This window comes from Paeniglutamicibacter sulfureus (assembly GCF_039535115.1).
GTDB lineage: Bacteria > Actinomycetota > Actinomycetes > Actinomycetales > Micrococcaceae > Paeniglutamicibacter > Paeniglutamicibacter sulfureus.
Genome location: NZ_BAAAWO010000001.1, coordinates 607,588 through 626,825 on the forward strand (window position 1 = coordinate 607,588; position 19,238 = coordinate 626,825).

Annotated in this window: 20 protein-coding genes; 6 read left to right on the forward strand and 14 right to left on the reverse strand. The window is 64.2% G+C overall.

Annotation, left to right across the window (positions count from 1 at the left end):
• Nucleotides 1-13 precede the first annotated feature (13 nt).
• The 5 genes from ABD687_RS02720 to ABD687_RS02740 all read left to right on the forward strand — a co-directional run bounded on the left by ABD687_RS02720 (nucleotide 14) and on the right by ABD687_RS02740 (nucleotide 4,544).
• Nucleotides 14-388, forward strand: a complete 375-nt coding sequence (locus ABD687_RS02720; protein WP_264271738.1) for a HesB/IscA family protein — start codon at nucleotides 14-16, stop codon at nucleotides 386-388.
• Between the two features lie 205 nt (nucleotides 389-593).
• Entirely contained in the window at nucleotides 594-1,469 is an 876-nt protein-coding gene (gene ctaC / locus ABD687_RS02725) for an aa3-type cytochrome oxidase subunit II (RefSeq protein ID WP_264271739.1), read from the forward strand.
• Between the two features lie 6 nt (nucleotides 1,470-1,475).
• A complete protein-coding gene (gene ctaD / locus ABD687_RS02730; protein ID WP_264271740.1) occupies nucleotides 1,476-3,194 on the forward strand; it encodes an aa3-type cytochrome oxidase subunit I in 1,719 nt (572 codons plus the stop codon).
• A 2-nt stretch (nucleotides 3,195-3,196) separates the two neighbouring features.
• Complete coding sequence (locus ABD687_RS02735) at nucleotides 3,197-3,598, forward strand: cytochrome c oxidase subunit 4 (protein ID WP_310287448.1); 402 nt, start codon at nucleotides 3,197-3,199, stop codon at nucleotides 3,596-3,598.
• Nucleotides 3,599-3,758: 160 nt separating this feature from the next.
• On the forward strand, nucleotides 3,759-4,544 hold the full coding sequence (locus ABD687_RS02740) for a GntR family transcriptional regulator (protein WP_264271742.1): 786 nt from the start codon (nucleotides 3,759-3,761) through the stop codon (nucleotides 4,542-4,544).
• Nucleotides 4,545-4,687: 143 nt separating this feature from the next.
• Here the strand turns inward: ABD687_RS02740 and ABD687_RS02745 are convergent, their stop codons facing one another.
• The 5 genes from ABD687_RS02745 to ctaE all read right to left on the reverse strand — a co-directional run bounded on the left by ABD687_RS02745 (nucleotide 4,688) and on the right by ctaE (nucleotide 9,766).
• Nucleotides 4,688-4,987 (reverse strand): VOC family protein, encoded by a 300-nt coding sequence (locus ABD687_RS02745; protein ID WP_310287444.1) that lies wholly within the window; start codon nucleotides 4,985-4,987, stop codon nucleotides 4,688-4,690.
• Nucleotides 4,988-5,480: 493 nt separating this feature from the next.
• Entirely contained in the window at nucleotides 5,481-7,157 is a 1,677-nt protein-coding gene (gene qcrB, locus ABD687_RS02750; RefSeq protein ID WP_264271744.1) for a cytochrome bc1 complex cytochrome b subunit, read from the reverse strand.
• A 3-nt stretch (nucleotides 7,158-7,160) separates the two neighbouring features.
• Nucleotides 7,161-8,204: a cytochrome bc1 complex Rieske iron-sulfur subunit gene (gene qcrA / locus ABD687_RS02755; RefSeq protein ID WP_264271763.1), complete on the reverse strand. Its 1,044-nt coding sequence runs from the start codon at nucleotides 8,202-8,204 to the stop codon at nucleotides 7,161-7,163.
• 68 nt (nucleotides 8,205-8,272) lie between these two features.
• Nucleotides 8,273-9,061 (reverse strand): cytochrome bc1 complex diheme cytochrome c subunit, encoded by a 789-nt coding sequence (qcrC, locus tag ABD687_RS02760; RefSeq protein ID WP_264271745.1) that lies wholly within the window; start codon nucleotides 9,059-9,061, stop codon nucleotides 8,273-8,275.
• A gap of 66 nt (nucleotides 9,062-9,127) precedes the next feature.
• Nucleotides 9,128-9,766, reverse strand: coding sequence for an aa3-type cytochrome oxidase subunit III (gene ctaE / locus ABD687_RS02765; RefSeq protein WP_377700410.1), 639 nt, complete (start codon nucleotides 9,764-9,766; stop codon nucleotides 9,128-9,130).
• Between the two features lie 146 nt (nucleotides 9,767-9,912).
• Here ctaE and trpD point away from each other — a divergent pair, with 146 nt between their 5' ends.
• Nucleotides 9,913-10,965 (forward strand): anthranilate phosphoribosyltransferase, encoded by a 1,053-nt coding sequence (gene trpD / locus ABD687_RS02770; protein WP_264271747.1) that lies wholly within the window; start codon nucleotides 9,913-9,915, stop codon nucleotides 10,963-10,965.
• A gap of 348 nt (nucleotides 10,966-11,313) precedes the next feature.
• Here the strand turns inward: trpD and ABD687_RS02775 are convergent, their stop codons facing one another.
• The 9 genes from ABD687_RS02775 to ABD687_RS02815 all read right to left on the reverse strand — a co-directional run bounded on the left by ABD687_RS02775 (nucleotide 11,314) and on the right by ABD687_RS02815 (nucleotide 19,234).
• A complete protein-coding gene (locus ABD687_RS02775) occupies nucleotides 11,314-11,592 on the reverse strand; it encodes an Lrp/AsnC family transcriptional regulator (protein WP_264271748.1) in 279 nt (92 codons plus the stop codon).
• A gap of 57 nt (nucleotides 11,593-11,649) precedes the next feature.
• Complete coding sequence (locus ABD687_RS02780; protein ID WP_302266091.1) at nucleotides 11,650-12,033, reverse strand: DUF3054 domain-containing protein; 384 nt, start codon at nucleotides 12,031-12,033, stop codon at nucleotides 11,650-11,652.
• A 67-nt stretch (nucleotides 12,034-12,100) separates the two neighbouring features.
• A complete protein-coding gene (locus tag ABD687_RS02785; protein ID WP_310287434.1) occupies nucleotides 12,101-14,491 on the reverse strand; it encodes a hypothetical protein in 2,391 nt (796 codons plus the stop codon).
• Between the two features lie 182 nt (nucleotides 14,492-14,673).
• Nucleotides 14,674-15,231, reverse strand: coding sequence for a dihydrofolate reductase family protein (locus ABD687_RS02790; protein WP_310287433.1), 558 nt, complete (start codon nucleotides 15,229-15,231; stop codon nucleotides 14,674-14,676).
• Nucleotides 15,232-15,429: 198 nt separating this feature from the next.
• Entirely contained in the window at nucleotides 15,430-15,756 is a 327-nt protein-coding gene (locus ABD687_RS02795; RefSeq protein WP_264271752.1) for a CHY zinc finger protein, read from the reverse strand.
• On the reverse strand, nucleotides 15,753-16,364 hold the full coding sequence (locus tag ABD687_RS02800; RefSeq protein WP_310287429.1) for an energy-coupling factor transporter transmembrane component T: 612 nt from the start codon (nucleotides 16,362-16,364) through the stop codon (nucleotides 15,753-15,755). Before ABD687_RS02800 ends, ABD687_RS02795 begins: the two co-directional genes overlap by 4 nt.
• Complete coding sequence (locus ABD687_RS02805) at nucleotides 16,358-17,050, reverse strand: energy-coupling factor ABC transporter ATP-binding protein (RefSeq protein ID WP_310287426.1); 693 nt, start codon at nucleotides 17,048-17,050, stop codon at nucleotides 16,358-16,360. The genes ABD687_RS02800 and ABD687_RS02805 overlap by 7 nt, the downstream gene beginning before the upstream one ends.
• Nucleotides 17,047-18,171 (reverse strand): thiolase family protein, encoded by a 1,125-nt coding sequence (locus tag ABD687_RS02810; protein ID WP_310287423.1) that lies wholly within the window; start codon nucleotides 18,169-18,171, stop codon nucleotides 17,047-17,049. The genes ABD687_RS02805 and ABD687_RS02810 overlap by 4 nt, the downstream gene beginning before the upstream one ends.
• Nucleotides 18,158-19,234 (reverse strand): class I adenylate-forming enzyme family protein, encoded by a 1,077-nt coding sequence (locus ABD687_RS02815; protein ID WP_310287420.1) that lies wholly within the window; start codon nucleotides 19,232-19,234, stop codon nucleotides 18,158-18,160. Before ABD687_RS02815 ends, ABD687_RS02810 begins: the two co-directional genes overlap by 14 nt.
• Between the last annotated feature and the right edge of the window lie 4 nt (nucleotides 19,235-19,238).

Genomic DNA, 19,238 nt, shown 5'->3' on the forward strand with positions numbered 1-19,238 from the left:
TGGAGGATCACGCATGACAACTGCAGCCAACGAGACCACCGCAGACCCGACCGAGCTTCCGAGCCACGAGGTCAAGCTGTCGGAGGTCGCAGCAGAAAAGGTCCGTTCACTGCTTGAACAGGAAGGCCGCACCGATCTTCGGTTGCGCGTCGCCGTTCAGCCAGGGGGATGTTCGGGCCTGATTTACCAGCTCTACTTCGACGAGCGCCTGCTGGAGGGCGACGCCGTAAAGGACTACGACGGCGTTGAGGTCATTGTCGACAAGATGAGCGTTCCCTACCTGGACGGCGCTTCGATTGACTTCGAAGACACCATCTCCAAGCAGGGTTTCACCATCGACAACCCGTCCGCCGGGGGCTCTTGCGCCTGTGGAGATTCCTTCCACTAAGTCGGAACCAAATGCACCGCCCATACGTTGAGACATCTTCGTCCCTGGGCGGTGTTTTGGTCGGCATTCGCATGCCCGAGAGGGTAAGCTCTACGATAAGTAGTAAAACTATGGTTTTCTTCGACCTCATCAGCGTTGATTCACTTGAGTCCGGCCGCTGGGTGTCGAAGACTCATTCAGCACCAACAAAGAGGAAGGGCCGTCTGTGAGTTCGCAAGACCGAACCAGCAGCCGCCGCAAAGGCAGAGCCAAAGTCATGGCGATTGCTGGCGCCGGCGCGTTGTTGTTGACGGGATGTTCAGCGGAAGTCCAGCGAGGTTGGCTCCCAAACGTCGAACGTGACACCACCAACCACACCGGTATGATCCAGGATCTCTGGGTCAACTCGTGGATTACCGTACTTTTGATCGGTATCTTGACGTGGGGCCTGATGCTTTGGTGCATCATCGCCTACCGCCGCCGCAAGAATGACACTGGCTTCCCGCGCCAGCTCAGCTACAACTTGCCAATCGAAATTTTCTACACGGCCGTGCCGCTCGTGCTTGTCCTGACGTTCTTCACGTTCTCAGACAGCACCGAGAAGGCAATCAACACCCAGGTGGATTCCGAGCTCGTGGTCGATGTCCGTGCCAAGCAGTGGGCATGGGACTACAACTACACCTACCAGGGCCAGGAAAAGTACGATGCCACCGTTCAGGCACACCTGACCGGTGAAGAGGGCGTCGAGGAAACTCTGCCCACCCTGTACCTCCCTGTTGGAAAATCCGTCACGCTCGAGTTGAACAGCCGCGACGTCATCCACTCGTTCTGGGTTCCTGCATTCCTGCAGAAACTCGACATGATTCCGGGCAAGACCAATTACATCTACCTCACGCCGCAGGTCGAAGGACGATTCGACGGCAAGTGCGCGGAGCTCTGCGGTGAATACCACTCGGAGATGCTCTTCAACGTGCAGGTAGTGTCCGAAGCCGAATTCCTGAACCACCTGGCCACTTTGAAGGACGGCCACATCGGTGAGGAACAGGACCGCAAGCCGGGCGAGGTCAACCAGGTTTCGGCCCACGCATCGGAAGGGGAGTAATCCATCGTGACTACTTACGAATACGCAACCGATGAGGTCAAGACCCTCGCACCGCGCGTGGTACCGATTTCCAAGGGACGGATCTTCGTCAACTGGATCACCTCCACCGACCACAAGACGATCGGGTACATGTACCTGATCACCTCGTTCGTCTTCTTCTGCATCGGCGGCGTGATGGCCCTGGTCATCCGTGCCGAGCTGTTTGAACCGGGCATGCAGATCCTGCAGACCAAGGAACAGTACAACCAGCTGTTCACCATGCACGGCACCATCATGTTGCTGATGTTTGCAACCCCGCTCTTTGCAGGGTTCACCAACGTCATGATGCCGCTGCAGATCGGCGCACCCGACGTGGCCTTCCCGCGCCTGAACGCGCTGGCCTTCTGGTTCTTCTCCTTCGGTTCCACCATTGCGCTGGCAGGTTACCTGACCCCGCAGGGTGCGGCGTCCTTCGGCTGGTTCGCATACGCGCCGCTGTCGAACACCACCTTCAGCCCCGGCGTGGGTGGAGACCTCTGGGTCTTCGGCCTCGCGCTCTCGGGCTTCGGCACCATCCTTGGCGCCGTCAACTTCATCACCACCATCATCTGCCTGCGTGCACCGGGCATGACCATGTGGCGCATGTCCATCTTCACCTGGAACGCGCTGATCACCTCGATCCTGGTCTTGATGGCATTCCCGCCGCTGGCAGCAGCACTGTTCGCGCTCGGCGCGGACCGCCGGTTCGGGGCGCACGTCTTTGACCCGGAAGCTGGCGGTGCCGTCCTCTGGCAGCACCTCTTCTGGTTCTTCGGACACCCGGAGGTCTACATCATTGCGCTGCCGTTCTTTGGCATCGTCTCCGAGATCTTCCCGGTCTTCTCCCGCAAGCCGATCTTCGGCTACAAGGGCCTGGTCTTCGCAACGATCTCGATCGCTGCGCTGTCCGTGTCCGTGTGGGCCCACCACATGTACGTCACCGGCTCCGTCATGCTTCCGTTCTTCGGCTTCATGACCATGCTGATCGCGGTTCCGACCGGCGTGAAGTTCTTCAACTGGATCGGCACCATGTGGCGGGGTTCGATCACCTTCGAGACCCCGATGCTCTGGAGCATCGGCTTCATGGTGACGTTCCTCTTCGGTGGCCTGACCGGCATCATCCTCGCGGCTCCGCCGCTGGACTTCCACGTCTCGGACACCTACTTCGTGGTGGCACACTTCCACTACGTGGTCTTCGGAACCGTGGTCTTCGCGATGTTCGCAGGCTTCTACTTCTGGTGGCCGAAGTGGACCGGCAAGATGCTCAACGAGCGCCTTGGCAAGATCCACTTCTGGATGCTGTTCGTGGGCTTCCACGGCACGTTCCTGATCCAGCACTGGCTGGGCGTCATCGGCATGCCGCGACGTTACGCCGACTACATGCCGGAAGACGGGTTCACTACCATGAACCAGTTCTCCACCGTGTTCGCCTTCATCCTGGGCATGTCGATGATCCCGTTCTTCTGGAACGTCTGGACCACGCACCGCAACGCCAAGAAGGTTACCGTGGATGATCCGTGGGGCTTTGGTGCATCGCTGGAGTGGGCAACTTCCTGCCCGCCGCCGCGCCACAACTTCCACTCGATTCCGCGTATCCGCTCCGAGCGTCCGGCTCTTGACCTCCACCACCCGGAACTGAGCGCCCGCTCGACCCCGGAGACCCCGGTGGCCAAGATCTTCGGCCCGGCAGACCAGAAGGACCTGTAGAGATGAAAATTGAAACTTGGCTCTTCCTGGGCGGCATCTTCTTCTTCACCCCGGTGGCGATCGTGTACGGCATCATGACCAACTGGGAAGAACACGTAGGCTACCTGGCGTTGTTCATGCTCTCTGGCATGTGCATCATGATCGGCTGGTACCTGCTGCACACTTCCCGTCGCGTTGGTCCCCGTCCCGAGGACCGTCTTGACGGCGAGATCCACGAGAACGCCGGCACCGTTGGCCTCTTCTCCCCGTGGAGCTGGTGGCCGCTGGCACTTGGTACGGGTGCCGCGATCGGTTTTGCCGGTTTGGCCCTGGGCTTCTGGGTCCTGTACATCGGCGTTGGCCTCACGATCGTCGGCCTGGTTGGCTGGGTCTACGAGTACAGCCGCGGTGACCACGCCCACTAACCCGGGCATGTAACACCCGAAGTGCATCGGCGCAAGCGGTGCTTCTTTCCCCTCGCGGGGAGAGAAGCACCGCTTCCGCTTTTTAAGCGCCATGGCCCAGGAATGCGGGAGAATGGAAACCAGAGGGGCCGGAAGCCGGCCCACCGACACTGGAGCAAATGTGAAACCCTACGCGCCGCAGCCCAAGGTGCATGGCCTGATCGATGGCGATTCGCCCGTGAGCAAGTACCGGCAGATTCGCGAGATCCTGCGTACCCACGCAACCACGGTCTGTCAGCCCGGATACCGGCTTCCACCCGAGCGCGAGCTGGCCGAGGAATTCGGTGTGGCCCGCAAGACCCTGCGGCAGGCCATCGACTCGCTGGTCGAGGACCAGGTGCTCAAGCGGGTGGTCGGCGTCGGGACGTTCGTGGCGCACCCCAAGCTGGACCTGCAGATCCGCTTGAACTCCTACAGCGAGGAAATGATCCGACGTGGCATGGTCCCCGATGCGCATGTGCTGCGCTTCGAGGAGTCGCCGGCTACCAGCAGCCTGTCGCGCCACATGGAGATCGACGAGGGCGAGCCCGTGATCCGCTTCAGCCGTCTCCTGCTGGCCGATGGCAAGCCGATGAGCCTCGATGAGAACTTCATGCCCAGCGCGTTGGTACCCGGGTTCCTCAACGACCCCCCGCCCATTTCCCTGTACCAGTCGCTGAATGAACGCTACGGCTTGGTGCTGGAGTGGGGCGAGGACCAGATCGAAAGCACGGCGGCGACCAGCGAGCACGCCGGGCTCCTGAAGGTCGAGGTGGGTTTCCCCTTGCTGCGTATCACCCGATACGCATTTGTCGGTGAGGTGCTCGTCGACTATTCGATCTCCCTCTATCGCTCCGACCGCTACAAGCTCTTTGTCCCGCTGCAGCGCCAGGGGACCCGCAGTCCGCGCTACAGCACCGTGCGGTAGTCCAGCGCCCGGGAACGCCTCCCAGCGGCCTGGAGGGCGTCCAAGACGCCGTGCGCATGAACCTGGCAACATCGGCACGACATGCCGGTGCGCGGAGCGCTGTGTTGGTGCGGCCGACGAACGCCTCGGGGGAGCGGGACCGTCTAGGGCGCGGGCTGTTCCGGTGTAGTGCCGGAAGCCGCTGTCGAAGACGGTTCAAAGAGTTCCACCAGGTTCCCCGAGGGGTCTTCCAGCAGCAACTGCCTGCCGCCGGCACCGGTGATCACATTCGAGCGCAGTGGCACGCCTGCGGCCACGAGCCGTTCCATTTCAGCGGTGAGGTCCTCCACCAGCAGTGAAAAGCGATTCCATCCTCCGGGTGCGGGCATCGCGCCGTCCGGCATGGCCTGGCCAGCGCCGCCCGGGACACCGTGTTCATCCGTGCCGCCCGGGGCGCTGAGCATCAGCCGCAAGGCCCCCCGTCCCAGGATCGCGAAGCCCGGGCCCGTGTGTACAGGTCCACGCTGAAATCGAGAAGGTCTACGTAGAAATTGACGGCTGAGGAAACGTCATCGACGATGTAGCGGATGCTTGCCTTTTCCATGGTGTCCACCTGGAATCGTAGAGTTGCCGTCTGGGGGCTGGCAGCACGGCGACGTGAGTGGCCGATTTCAACGGTGGCATATACCGCCGCATGCCCACATCCATTGTTGCACCGGGATCGGCCCGTGTATGCCCGATTCCGGGCTTACGACGTTGGCCACGCTTCTGCGCGTGGCGTCGGTGACTGCCCTGTTGTCGGGCGCGAGTAACGGGCCGACGGCTGGCGGACGGGGGAAGGCCTTGCGGTCCCGCGGAGCTCGTCGCCGGCGGCGACGGGCTGGGCAACTGCGGGTTAAACACTGCGGGGCCCACCAAATGGTGGGCCCCGCAGTCAGGATGAAGTCCTGGCAGATACTACTTTTCGATGGATTCCGTGGAGGAACCTTCGATTTCTGCCGGTCCGTGTCCATGTTCGGCATGCACTGCTGCCAACTCGGAAGGCGTAACCGGGGCCACACGATCCTCGAAGAAGAACTTGGACAGGGCGCCGCGGCGCTTTTCGCTGCCGCTGATGTGGCCGGCCGCGTTCGGCTGGGCCGGAATGACCTTGCGGTCCTCGTAGTTGACCAGCTGGTGCAGCTTGTAGACATCCAGCGCCTCGTGGCGCTCCGAGAAGGTGCCTTCCGGCGACATTTCGATGATTCCGGTTTCGCGACCGTGCAAGACGATCTCGCGGTCCTTGCGCTGCAGCGACAGTGCGATGCGGCGGGCCACGATGAAGCCGAGGATCGGGCCGAGGAAGAACAGCACTCGCAACCAGTAAGTGACGTCGTTCAACGACACGTGGAAGTGGGTGGCGATCAAGTCGGAGGAGGCCGCTGCCCACATCACGCAGTAGGAAACGACACCTGCAACACCCATGCCCGTACGGAACGGGGCGTTGCGCGGGCGATCCAACAGGTGGTGTTCGCGCTTGTCCTTGGTGACCCAGCTTTCGATCCACGGCCATGCGAACATGATCGTGAACATGATGCCGGCAGGGATAAGAGCCGGAATCAGGACGTTCAGCGTCAGGGTGTTGGTACCCCACGGGAACGGGATGAGCCACTCGAAGGAGAAGTTGCCCAACACGCCCGGCATCAGTCGCAAGGCGCCATCGACGAAGCCGATGTACCAGTCAGGCTGGGTGCCGGCGGAGACCGGCGAGGGGTCATACGGGCCGTAGTTCCAGATCGGGTTGATGGTCAGCAATCCGGAGATCGCAGCCACGATGCCGAAGACGATGAAGAAGAACCCGCCTGCCTTGGCAGCGTAGACCGGACCGACAGGGAAGCCCACGACATTGTCGTTGGTGCGGCCCGGGCCGGGGTACTGGGTGTGCTTGTGCACGACCACCATGAACAGGTGGATGCCGACCATGAGCAGCAGGAGCGCCGGAACAATCATGATGTGCAGGGAGTACAGGCGCGGAATGATGACCGTGCCCGGGAATTCGCCACCGAAGAGGAAGAGCGAAATGTAGGTGCCCACCAGCGGGATCGACTTGATGACGCCGTCGATGATGCGCAGGCCGTTGCCGGAGAGCAAGTCATCGGGGAGGGAGTAACCGGTGAAGCCGGCAGCCATCGCCAGGATCAGCAGCACGCCGCCGACAACCCAGTTCAGTTCGCGCGGCTTGCGGAACGCACCGGTGAAGAACACGCGAAGCATGTGGACCGACACGGCGGCAACGAACAGGATCGCCGACCAGTGGTGGACCTGGCGCATGAACAGACCGCCACGCACGTCGAAGGAAATATCCAGCGACGTGGAGTATGCGGCGGACATGCCGATGCCCTTGAGCGGGTTGTACGAACCGTTGTAGATGACGTGTGCCATCGACGGATCGAAGAAGAACGTCAGGAACGTTCCGGAGATCAACAGCAGGACGAAGGTGTACAGTGCCACCTCGCCGAACATGAAGGACCAGTGGTCCGGGAAGATCTTGCGACCGAATTCCTTGACGATCACCGATCCGCCGACACGCTGGTCGACGAAGTTGGCAATGCGTCCGGTGGAAGTCTTCGGAGTGTACTCAGTTGTGGTGCTCATGGATTAGCCACGCTCCCAGTAGCTCGGTCCAACAGGCTCCTGGAAATCGCTCTGGGCGACCAGGAAGCCATTGGAGTCAACCGTGATTGGCAGCTGAGGCAGCGCGCGTCCGGCCGGGCCGAAGATGACCTTGCATTCCTGCGTGAGGTCAAAGGTCGACTGGTGGCACGGGCACAGCAAGTGGTGCGTCTGCTGCTCGTAGAGGGCCACGGGGCAACCGACGTGCGTGCAGATCTTGGAGTAGGCAACGATGCCGTCCACGTGCCAGTCTTCGCGTCCCTCGGAGACCTGCATCTTCGATGGATCCAGGCGCATCAGCAAGACAACGGCCTTGGCCTTCTCGTTGAGCATGTCCTCGGCTTCGTCAAGTCCCTCGGGAATGACGTGGAAAGCCGAACCAATCTGCACATCCGATGCCTTGATGGGGGTTCCGGAGGGATCGCGGGTCAGGCGAACGTCCGTGTCCCACATCGTGTGGCGCAGCTGCTCGACCATTTCGCCGGCGTTCTTGCCGGAACGGTCGAGGTCGCGGAACATGAAGATCGCGGGAATCGGAGCCAATGCCATGGCGCCGATGAGGGTGTTTCGAATCAATGGACGGCGCTTGATGCCCGTCTCTTCGATCACCTGGTTGATGATCTCCTCGGCGTCCTTGCGATCAGCCTCAGCGGTGATCTCGTGACGCATTTCGGAAATCTCGTGGTCCGGCATCAGGGTCTTTGCCCAGTGGACAATACCGATACCGATGCCGAGCATGGCAAAAGTGGTGCCAAGGCCGAGCATCGCGTTCTGTACGCGGATTTCCGAGATGTTTTCCGGACGTCCGAGAACGAAGTAAGCAATAAAGAACGACAGTGTTCCGACGATGGAGATGATAAACAGCAGCGCTACCTGACGCTCTGCTCGCTTCTCTGCATGCGGGTCGGTATCTGCCAAGCGCTTCCGATGCGGCGGAAGGCCGGGATCCTGGAATTTCTCCAGGGTTCCCGTGCCAGCCTTAGCAACGGTGCCCGAGTCGTCCGGACTGCCGTGACTATGGTCGCCCATGTTGTCTCTCATCCTTTTCTCAAGATTCATTAGTACGTAGTGATGTGGCGGCACGGGCCGCCAGCGACCTAGGAAGGACGCGAGGTGAGCCAGATGGTGAAGGCAATGATGATGCCCAAACCAGCGGTCCAGATGAAGAGACCTTCAGCGACCGGACCCAGCGAACCGAGCTTGGCGCCGCCCGGCGAACCCTGGGCTTCGACTTCCTTCAGGAAGGTGATCACGTCACGCTTCTCTTCGGGAGTGATGTTCGAGTCGTTGAAGACGGGCATGTTCTGCGGGCCGGTAACCATGGCTTCGTAGATGTGCTTCTCGGATACACCGGCCAGGGCCGGGGCAAACTTGCCGCGCGTAAGTGCGCCGCCGGCAGCGGCGGCGTTGTGACACATTGCGCAATTCACGCGGAAAACCGTACCGCCTGCGGCAGAGTTGCCATGGGATGTATCAAGCATGTCCTCGGACGGGATTGCCGGTCCGGCACCCAGGCTGGCCACATATGCGGAGAGCTGGGAGATCTGGGCGTCATCGAACTGTACCGGCTTGGCCTGAGCCTGGGGCCCCTGCATCTGCATCGGCATACGGCCGGTTCCGACCTGGAAGTCGACTGCAGCGGCGCCTACGCCAATCAGCGAAGGACCGTCAGCGGATCCTTCTGCATTCAAACCGTGGCAGGTAGCGCAGTTGGCGACGAAGAGCTTGTTGCCCTCCTCGATGTCACTTGCGCTGAATCCTGTAGCCGCCTTGGCCTCGTTGACGCTGCCGGCGGCCATGTACAGGCCTCCAGTGATGAGCAGGCCCATCAACAGCAGTGCGACGGCGGCGAGTGGATGGCGGCGCCTTTGCGAAAGAGCCTTCACTTGCTGGTTCCTCACTTATTTTTTAGAACGGGGAAGTTGCCGAAGTAGGCAACGTTGTTGGTTGCGCTACTTCAGGAAGTAGATGATCGCGAACAAGGCGATCCACACGACGTCGACGAAGTGCCAGTAGTAAGACACGACAATCGCACCGGTTGCCTCGTAGTGACCTAACTTACGTGCAATAAGCGCACGTCCGATGATCAGCAGGAAGGCGATGAGTCCGCCGGCCACGTGCAAGCCGTGGAATCCGGTGGTCATGTAGAACACGGAACCGTAGGCGTTGGAGTTCAAGGCAATGCCGTGAGCAATGAGCTCGGTGTATTCGTAGGCCTGAACGGAAACAAAGATGGCACCGAGGATGAAGGTCAGGACGAACCATTCAACCATTCCCCATTCCTTCAAGTTGAACAGTCCGCCGGTGCGGCGAGGCTTAAGATCCTCGGCACGGAAGACACCCAACTGGCAGGAGAACGAGCTCGAGACCAGGATGATCGTGTTGATAAGTGCGAACGGAACGTTGAGTTTCTCGGTTTCGGTCGCCCACATTTCCGGCGATGCAGCGCGGAGTGTGAAGTACATGGCGAAAAGCGCGGCAAAGAACATCAGCTCGCTGGCAAGCCAGACGACAGTTCCTACCGACACCATGTTGGGACGGTTCGGCGCAGGATGCGCCGGGGCAATTAGGGCATGAGTCGCAGTTGTCACAGAGCCATTATGTCTATAAAAGTACCTCTGACACCAATGCATTGAGCCCCGCGTGGCGGGAAATTTCACCGCTTCACGCCTACAGCCGCGGAAACACGCGGGATTAACATTTCAGACTTTCTACGATTCGTAGATAACCTAGTGGCGTGTCAACGATTCGAACGGACCCAAAGTTCCCCACATGGCCATCAATCCTCTCTGCGCTGATCGCCCGCGGCGATCTCGACAGGGACCAAGCGTATTGGGCCATGGGCGAGGTGATGACGGGCAATGCCAGCGATGCGCAGGTGGCCGGTTTCCTTGTTGCGCTCAGATCCAAGGGTGAGACCGTTGCCGAACTCACCGGCCTGGTGGAGGCGATGATCGCCAATGCCAGGCCGCTGGTCGTCGAGGGCGAACGCCTGGACATCGTGGGCACCGGGGGTGACCGACAGAACACCATAAACATCTCCACGATGTCGTCCCTGGTGTGTGCCGGGGCAGGGGCCCGAATCGTGAAGCACGGGAACCGTGCCTCCTCTTCGTCCTCGGGCTCCGCCGATGTGCTCGAGGCCCTGGGTGTGCGACTCGACGTTCCCATCGAAAACCTGAACGCTGTCTTGGACACCGCGAACATCACTTTCTGTTTCGCGAACATCTTCCACCCCTCAATGCGGAACGCCGCAGTGCCCAGGCGCGAGCTGGGGGTGCCGACGGCATTCAATTTCATGGGGCCGCTGACCAACCCCTCCGGGCCGACTGCATCCGCGATTGGCTGCGCGGACCTGCGCATGGCTCCGCTGATGGCAGGGGTGCTGGCCGCGCGGGGGGTTCGTGCGTTGGTCTTCCGAGGCGAGGATGGACTGGATGAACTGACCACGACCGCCGACAACAGGGTCTGGGAAGTTCGTGACGGCACGGTCACCGAGTCGCGCTTCGATGCGCGGGACCTCGGCATGGCCCGGGTGACGCTCGACGATTTGCGCGGGGGAGACGCCCAGCACAACGCGCAGGTGGTGCGCGACGTGCTTGACGGTGTCCGCGGCCCTGCCCGCGATGCGGTCTTGCTCAACGCCGCGGCCGGGTTGGTGGCCTTTGACCAGGATGCCTCCGGCTCCGTCCAGGATCGCTTAGGGAAGGCGGTCGTGAAGGCCGCGGAGTCGATCGATTCCGGATCCGCCCGGCTGGTTCTGGAGAAATGGGTCAAGGCGACGGCCTAGGAATTCTTGCGTGCGGATCTGCACGCCGCCTGGCGCGTCCTCCATCCTGTACGGATGGGAGGCGCGCCAGTGCCGTTTCAGGGGCCCCGCGCCCGATTTGTTGGCCAGCTCCCACGAATGTCTTTTTCGGACGCTGATGGGCCTCGTGTGGTTTTTCGGGCAGGAGCGTGCGGGCTTTGGCGGTCACCGCTGGTCGTGCGGTTCCGCAACCGAGGTCGAGCGGAGCGCGCCCGGAAACCCGAGCGGGTCCAAGGCGGTGGTTAAATGCAGTGGCGGGTGTGCCGCTTGCCTCCGTCAAGGCAAGCGGCACACCCGCCACTTTTCATGCGCTGGGGACCGGCAGTGTGGCTATTCGAGACCGAGGGAGAACGCAGCATCCAGGTCGTGGCTTGAATATGCCCGGAACGCAATATGTGTTTGGGTTCCGGTGATGCCTGGAACCTTGGATAGTTTGTTGGCGATGACTTCGGCGAGCTCTTCGTGGTGGCGGACCCGGGCGATGGCGATGAGATCCCAGTCGCCGGCGACCGAGTAGACCTCGGAGATGCCTTCGATGTCCGAAATCTTTTCGGCGCACTCGGGAATGCTGTCAGAAGCGGTTTGGATCATGACGAATGCAGTGACCACGTGGGTACCTCCAGATGGTTATGGGCGGTGGTTTTCTGAACTTGATTTGAGCCTAGTTCAGGAAGTTGGCGTGCGCACGCGGCGGCGCGCTATAAGGTTTGTGGCTACCCTGCGTCCCACCAGGAACACTCCGAGAACAATCGTTGCGACAATGATGAACGGCACCGCGGCGGTGGCGCCAAACAGCACGCGCAGGGATAGCCCCAAGGCGACGGTGCCGAGCCATACGAGGATGCCGGTGGGCCAGATGCGCGAGTGGTTGGTCCAGGGGCGTGAGAGCAGCGTCAGTGCGGCCAGTGCCAGCAGGAAAGGCGCGGCGGTCTGGAGCACGCCCAGAATGGTCAATGAATGTTGGTGGGAGCCCCGCCCGCTCAACGCGAAGATCAGGACAAGGACCACATCGATCGCGAAATATGCGATCCAGGTCTTACGAGAGGTCATGCTTTTATTCTACGTGGCGTAGTACATAGTTGTGCCCCCAACGTGAGTGTGACCGATCGGAAGTGCCTTACGGTGAGGGCGTGGGCGTTGGACTCGGTTGCCGTGCCCTGGTCGGTGTTGGCCTTGGTGCCGGTTTCGGTGGTCGTGCCTTCGAGGGCCCCGGTGGCGCGGGCTTGGTCGTGGGCGTTGCGGGGCGGGGGAGCAGGTCGAGTTCGACCAGCACAGTCTTCTCGGTGGAGCCAAAGACCCCGCCCGAGGGAGTGGCTGCCAGTCGGGGACTGAAGCGCTGCTTGCCCTTCGGGGTCCCGATGACCGCCTTGGTGCCGGCGCGGAAATCCACGACCGTGGTGGTGCCCGTCGCGCTGTGCACGAGCTTGGAACCGTCGCCCACCTGGGCGATGTCGGCGTTGGCCCATCCCGGGCGGTGGGCGGCGTTGCGAGTCGGGGTGAGGCGGTGGCGCCGGACGAGTTTGCCGTTGGCGGGATCGATGATGTTCAGGCCCTCGACGTCGGCCACCACCAACCACCCGGCGATGAGCTTGGGTGCATAGAGGGCACCGGAAGAAGCGACTGGTGAGGTTTCCCAGACCTTCTTTTTCGTGGCGATTTCCAACTTGAAGACCTTGGCCGGTCCCTTGGTGTCCGGGATGCCGTAGCCGTTGCGCACCGACGATGTCCCGTAGACATAGCGCTCATCGGCTGCCAGGCCGATGATGGAGTGGGCGCGGACGAATCCGGCACCGCCGCCGTTGAGCACCCAGCTGATTTTGTTGCTGCGGGGATCGATCATTCCCAGCACGCCGCCGGCCCGCCCGTAGTCCGGCACGGTGCCGAAGAACACGTTGCGTGAGTTCACGGCCCAGCCGAACGGACGGGACTGGTGGTATTTGCGGCTCAGCCGTTCAAGCCGCACATAGCCCCCGGGCTTGTCCTTCATTGAGCTGTCCATGCTGATGATGTCCGCCGAGCCGTAGGAACCGATGTAGCTGCGCGTGGCATCGAATTCGATCATGGCCTCAATCTGGTTGACGAGGCTTTCGTCGTCGGGGGAGTGCCAGCGTGCGCCGGTGTCGGGATTGACCGCGGCCAGCCCGTCACCCATGTAGCCGCCCACATACACCTTTCCATCGGAGTGCCCCATGAGCGACTGGATCGTGAATTCCCCGTCGGTGAGCGAAACCGTGCGCACCTTGTCGATCTTGCCGGTGGCGAGGTTGAAGGTTTCGAGGCGCAGGCCCGTGGGGATCTGGCTGGCCACGAGCACCGCCTTGGAGGTGGCGTGAAGTGCCAGGGGTGCACTGGTGCCTACCGGACCGAGCTTGGTGTCCCGCCACGTCGCGGTGTCCGTCGCGTAGAGAATTCCCTGGGAGATGTTGAAGATGCGCCCGCCGCCCTTGACCTGGGCCGAAGCGCGCCCGCCGCCTTGGGCCGGCTTCTGTCCGCTGCCCTTGATTTCCGCCGAGGCGCGGCGGGCGCCCCAGACCCGATCGACCTTGCCCGTCCACTTCTTGCTGACCGGGTCCAGCAGCAACTGGGCAGTGATGTCGCTGGCCGTGACCACGACGCGGTTTCCGATCACGTCGATGGAGGAGATGAAGCCGTTGTGCATCGGGTCGGGCAGCTGGACCTCGGTGCGGCGCCCGGGGTGGCTTGCGGGGAAGGTGAATAGCCGCGGGTTGCGGGAACCTGTCCCGACCCAGACCTGGTCGTTGGGGCCGATGGCCACGCGTCTGACGTAATCGGTGTCGGCCGCGACGCGTGAGTGGGCCCGGATCTTCTTGGTCGCCGCGGTGTAGGTAAAGGTTGCACCGTTTGGATAGGTGCCTCCCCACACGTTTCCGACCGAATCCAGGCGCAATTCGTAGAGCACCGTCGCCCCGGGAACCACCGCGACCCGGCGCACCTGCTTGGGGCTGGCTGGGCTCCAGGACAGTAGGCTGCCACTGGTGCTCAGATAGAGGGTCTTGCTGGCCCGGTCCCAGACCAGGGATTCGATCCCGCCGTTGTGGCTGCCGGGAATCGACACCACGTGCATTGGCGCCCCGGCATCGGGGTTGACGATCTGCAGTTGGTTGACCGGTCCGACGATTGACACCGCAAGCCAGGGGACCGGTGCCGAGGTCAGCCCGGGCAGGGGAACCACGGCCTTGACGTTCATTGCCGGGAAGGCCCCCTTGAAGCTCGAAATGGCGCCGCGGGTGTTGGCCGCCCGTTTCAGCGGAGTCGTCAACAAGGGGTCGCGGTGCCGCCACGGCGGTGGGCCGGGATTGGCCGTTGGCGTCGGCTTGGGCGTCGGCTTTGCGGTCGGAGCGGGAGTTTGCGGCTTCGGGACAGCCACCGGGTCCTCGGTGGGGGAGTGCAGGGGAGAGAGGGCGACCCCTCCGGCGGCCAATACCGCGAGGGACAGCAGCCCGCGTCGGGTCAGGCGGTGCGGATCACTCTGGGGGTCGTGGTGCACTGTCGGTCTTCCGGTGGTCGTAAATGGCTCGGACGGCCTTGAGACTAACAGCCGGAGATGTGGGATTTCCTGTTGAGCGCGCCGGATCATGTCGCATCTCACATCGACGATCCAGTGATCCGGCACGTTGGTGATGGGCGGGCGTGGGAGTTCTGCATGAATCCCGGCAGTTGGAACCGATGCTATGAACCGTTCTCCACCGCGTAGGAATGGATGACGGTGCCGTTGGCCATGGTCCGTGAACCGCTCAGCCGCAACCGGGCCGCGTCCGTATGGTGGATCAAAAGACCTGCCTCGGGGGCATTGCCCAGGAAAAACGGGTGGATCCACAGCCGGATCTCATCCAACAGCCCATTCTCCATGAGCGTGCCGGCGAGGCGTCCGAACCCATAGGTCAAGATGTCCTTGCCCGGTTGGACCTTGATGCGCGCTATGCCGGCGGCGACGTCGTTTGCGATGATGGCGGTGTTGTCCCACGTGGTTTCCCGAAGGGTGGTGGAGACGACGTACTTCTGCATGGTGTTGATGCGATCGGTGAACGCGTCCCCCGAGTGTCCCTGCCAGACCCCGGCAAAACCCAGGTAGGTGTCCTTCCCCAGCAGCACCGCGTCGCACTGTTCGATGAGCTCCTGCTGGATCGTGGCCTTTTCATCGCCCGGGTCCGGCAGGGAGGGCCAATGCTGCGGGTTGGTGACGACTCCGTCGAGCGAGACATAGGTTGAATTGATGATTCGACGCATGTGGAGGGCCCCTCGTCTTGAAATGTGCGGTGTGCATGCCCGATGAAACAAGGCTCGCAGTCCGGCACGGGCAATGGAACCCCTGGGCGCGGACAGTCCTCGGGCGCAGGGGGGGGTGATCGCACCGCAGCGGCCCGCTGCAGTGCGCACCCTGGCCCGGGATCCGAAAGTCGGGGCAGCAGATCTTGCTGCACCGAATCAATTCTGGAAGTACAGCTCCGTGTGCAGCTTGCATCCCGGGTTGAACGTCGCTGCGCAACGCGTGCACGAGTCGACATCGAGATACTCGGTGATCGCCAATAGGTGGCCGCAGACGCCGCAGAGCACGGCCGGCTCGTCGCGGGAATCCACCGGCCACTGCGCCGCATCATGGTCGGCCGCCTCCGCGTGGCACAGGTGGCACGGGTAGAACTCGCGGCAGCACGCGAACTGGATCGCGATCACGTCGAGCTCGGTTCGATAGTGGACGCAGCGCGTCTGGCCATCGACGGCCGGACCCAGCACGTTCGGCCTCTCCAGGCTCATCGCACACCCCGCGCGGTGAGCGCATCGCCGAGCTCGTCCGCGTGCTTGAGCGCCACGATGAGAAAGGGGACGACGAAGGTGCGCGGGCTGTTTCGGGCACCGCGCGCCCGCTGTGCATCGCGCACCTCGCCCGCCCGGCGGCCCAGCACCGGGATGGTGCTGATCGTCACCGTGAGCAGCAGCGCGATCCGCTGCGCGTCCAGGCCCAGTCGTTCCAACGGGCGCAGCCCGCGTTCGATGGCATCCAGCAGCGCTGTCACCCGGGTGGTGAGTGCCAACAGGGCGGCGATCGCGATCGCGGCGGTGAGGCGGGCGACGTTGGCGAGCGCGGGTTCCGGGCCCAGGAAGACCAACTGGCTGAGCGCGGTGATCGCGATGACCCAGCGGATCGCATGGACCTGGCGGCCGAGTTCCAGGATCCCGGACCCTCCGGGTCCCAGGCCCGCCACCGTGTAGCCCCCGATGGTCGCCGCCGCGGCGATGGCCGCCGAAGACCAATGCGAGGGCAGCAGCGAGACTCCGAGCACGACCGCCAGGACCAGCAGCAGCTTTGGGCCGGCGGGCATGCGGTGCAGCCAGCCGGTGCCCGGCCTGTAGAGCGTCAGCACCGCAGCACGGCCTCGTACCTGGCGATGATCGCGTCGGGTTCGCCGACGCCGACCATGCGTCCGCCGGCGAACATCACCGCCTGGTCGCAACGCGCGGCCAGCGCGAGGTCGTGGGTGACGAGCACCAGGCGGTGTCCGACGTCCTCGAACAGGTGGTCGGCGACCCGTCGGGCGTTGCGTGCGTCCAGGTAGGCGGTCGGCTCGTCGGCGATCACCAGCTCCGGGTTGCGCACGAACGCGCCGCACAGCGCGAGCAGCTGCTTCTGCCCGCCCGAGAGATCGTGGGAGGGCCGTTCGGCCAGATGCGCGAGGCCGAACCGTTCCATGGCCGTGGCCACCCGTTGCCCGAGCTCTGCAGGGCGGAGCTTGTCGGCGCGCAGCGAGAAGGCGACGTCCTCGCCGACGGTGGGCATGATGATCTGCGCGTCGGGGTTGCTGAAGACGACGGCGATGCGCCGGCGCAGCTCGGCGCCCCGGCGACTCGGGTCGATCCCCAGGATGCCCAGCTCGCCCGAGGTCCTGGTGGCCAGGCCGCCGATCAGCCTGGCGAACGAGGACTTGCCCGAGCCGTTCTCCCCGATGACCGCTACGGTGCGTGCGTCCAGATCGAGGGAAACGTCCTGCAGCACGTCAACGTCGCCCAGACGCATCCCGACGTCCCTGAGTTGGATTGCCGTGGTGCTCATCGAACCACCTCCAGCACTGCGGCGATGCCCATGCCGCCGCCAATCGATGCCGCGGCGACCCCGCGGGTTCCCGCCGGCGCCCCGGCGCGCACCAGGCGGCTGAAGAGGCGCACCACGGCGATCGCGCCGCTGGCACCCCAGGGATGGCCGAGCGCCAGCGCGCCGCCATCGGCACAGAGGCGCGGGTCGTCCTCCGCGATCCCGATCCGGTCCAGCACGGCCAGGGACTGTGCAGCGAAGGCCTCGACGATTTCCAGCGCATGGACATCGGCCAGTTTCCATCCCGCCGAGTGCAGGGCGTCCTGGATGGCGCCGGCGGCCCCGATGCCGGGAAGCGCCGGATCGCAGCCGAAAACGGCGGAGGCGCGGATCGCGAGCCCGGGTGCGCAACCCGCGGGTCCCAGCACCAGGGCGGCGGCGCCGTCCCCGATGCGCGTGGCGGTGCCCGCGGTGAGCGTGCCGCCGGGGAACAGTGCGGGCAACCGGGGGAGCAGCCGCTCCGCCCCGCCGATCGCGTCGTCGTAGTGGAGCCCGGACAGCGGCACCAGCTCGGCATCGAAGCGGCCGGCGGAAACCGCCGCGCGGGCTCGGGAGTGGCTGCGCGCGGCATGGGCGTCCTGGCGGGCGCGGGGGATGCCGTCGTGTTCGGCGAGGTCCTCGGCGGCCCGGGTCATCTCCGGGTCTTCGAAGCCCGCGGGCGTAAATGGCGCACGGCCGTAGGCGATGCCGTCCACCGAGCGCACGGGTGCGGTGGAAGCGCTCTCCACGCCGCCGGCGACGCGTATCCGGCGGTCACCTGCGCGGATCGCGGCAGCGGCATCGAGGACGGCCGCGAGGCCGCTGCCGCACTGCCGGTCCACGGTTGCGCCGGGGACCCCGTGGCCGAGTCCTGCCGCCAGTGCGGAGATGCGGCCGGGGTTCCCGCCCGGGCCCATGCAGTTCCCGAGGATCACATCGGCCACGGTGATCGGCGAGCCGTGCGCCGCTTCGGCGTCTTCCAGGGCCGCCTGGATGACGGGCGCCGCGAGCTCCTCGACGCGCAAGTGCGCCAGGGCACGGCCGCGGGTGCCGATCGGGGTGCGCCGGGCGGCGATGATGACTGGATCGCTAGCGGATGACAAGGGACTGCACCTCCCCGGCCAGTACCTGGCGAACGGCTTCGGCACGCGCGGGCTTTCCCGACGCGGTGCGAGGGATCTGGCCGGCGAACCAGCGGCGTGGCCGGTGCGCCGGGGCCAGCTGGGCCGCGGCATGCGGACGGACATCCACGGGTGCATCGCCCTCGAGCTCCAGCAACGCGGAAACCAAGGCTCCGACGGGCTCGCGCGGCAGGCCGAACACGATCGCGTCGCGGACGCCGGGAATCGAGCGCAGCACGGCCTCGACCTCTTCGGGCACGATCGTCGCGGAGGCACTGAGGATTGCTTCGTCGGCGCGGCCCAGCAGGCGCAGGCGGCCATCGTCCAATGCTGCACGGTCGCCGACTGTCGCCCACGCGCCGTCGCGGCGCAGCGGGCCGGGGGCACCGGCATATCCGGAGGCGACGTAGGGGGAGCGCACCCACAGTTCCCCGTCGCGGATCTCCAGCTCGACGCCGGGGAACGGGCGCAGGCCCTCGCCCTCGTCGCAGGCCACGAAGGACAGCTCGGCCGCACCGTAGTATGCGCTCACGCGGATGCCTGCCGCTTCCGCCCGCCGGCGGAGCGCCGGGTCCAGATGGGAACCGCCGATCAATGCCGCGCGCAGCCGCGGGTGCGAGCCCGCGTCGAGGACCGCCCGGAGCGCCTGCGGGGTGCCGTGCAGGACGTCGGCCTCGGGTGTCGGACGCAGCACCGGGCGAGGTCCGCCGGAAAGCGAGTGCGCGAGCGAGAAAAGGGTGAGCGAGGAAGCGGGCGGGGCGGGCAGCGCCACGGTGTCGCCACTGCCTGCGTCCAGGAACCCGCTGACGGCGGCGAAGGAGTCCGACCACGACTCGGCACTGCGCAGCACGATCCGCGGGGCGCCGCTGCTGCCGGAGGTGAGCGTGGCCCAGGCCGTCCCGTCGGGGAGCTCCGCCGCGGCAGCTGCCGCGACGGTGGCGTCCCACTGTGCCTTCGGCCATCTGGCATCGCCGACGAGCGGGACATCCCCTGCCTCGCGGATCCCGTGGAGGCGCTCGAGTAGCCCCGGCTCGGCACCGCTCACCGGG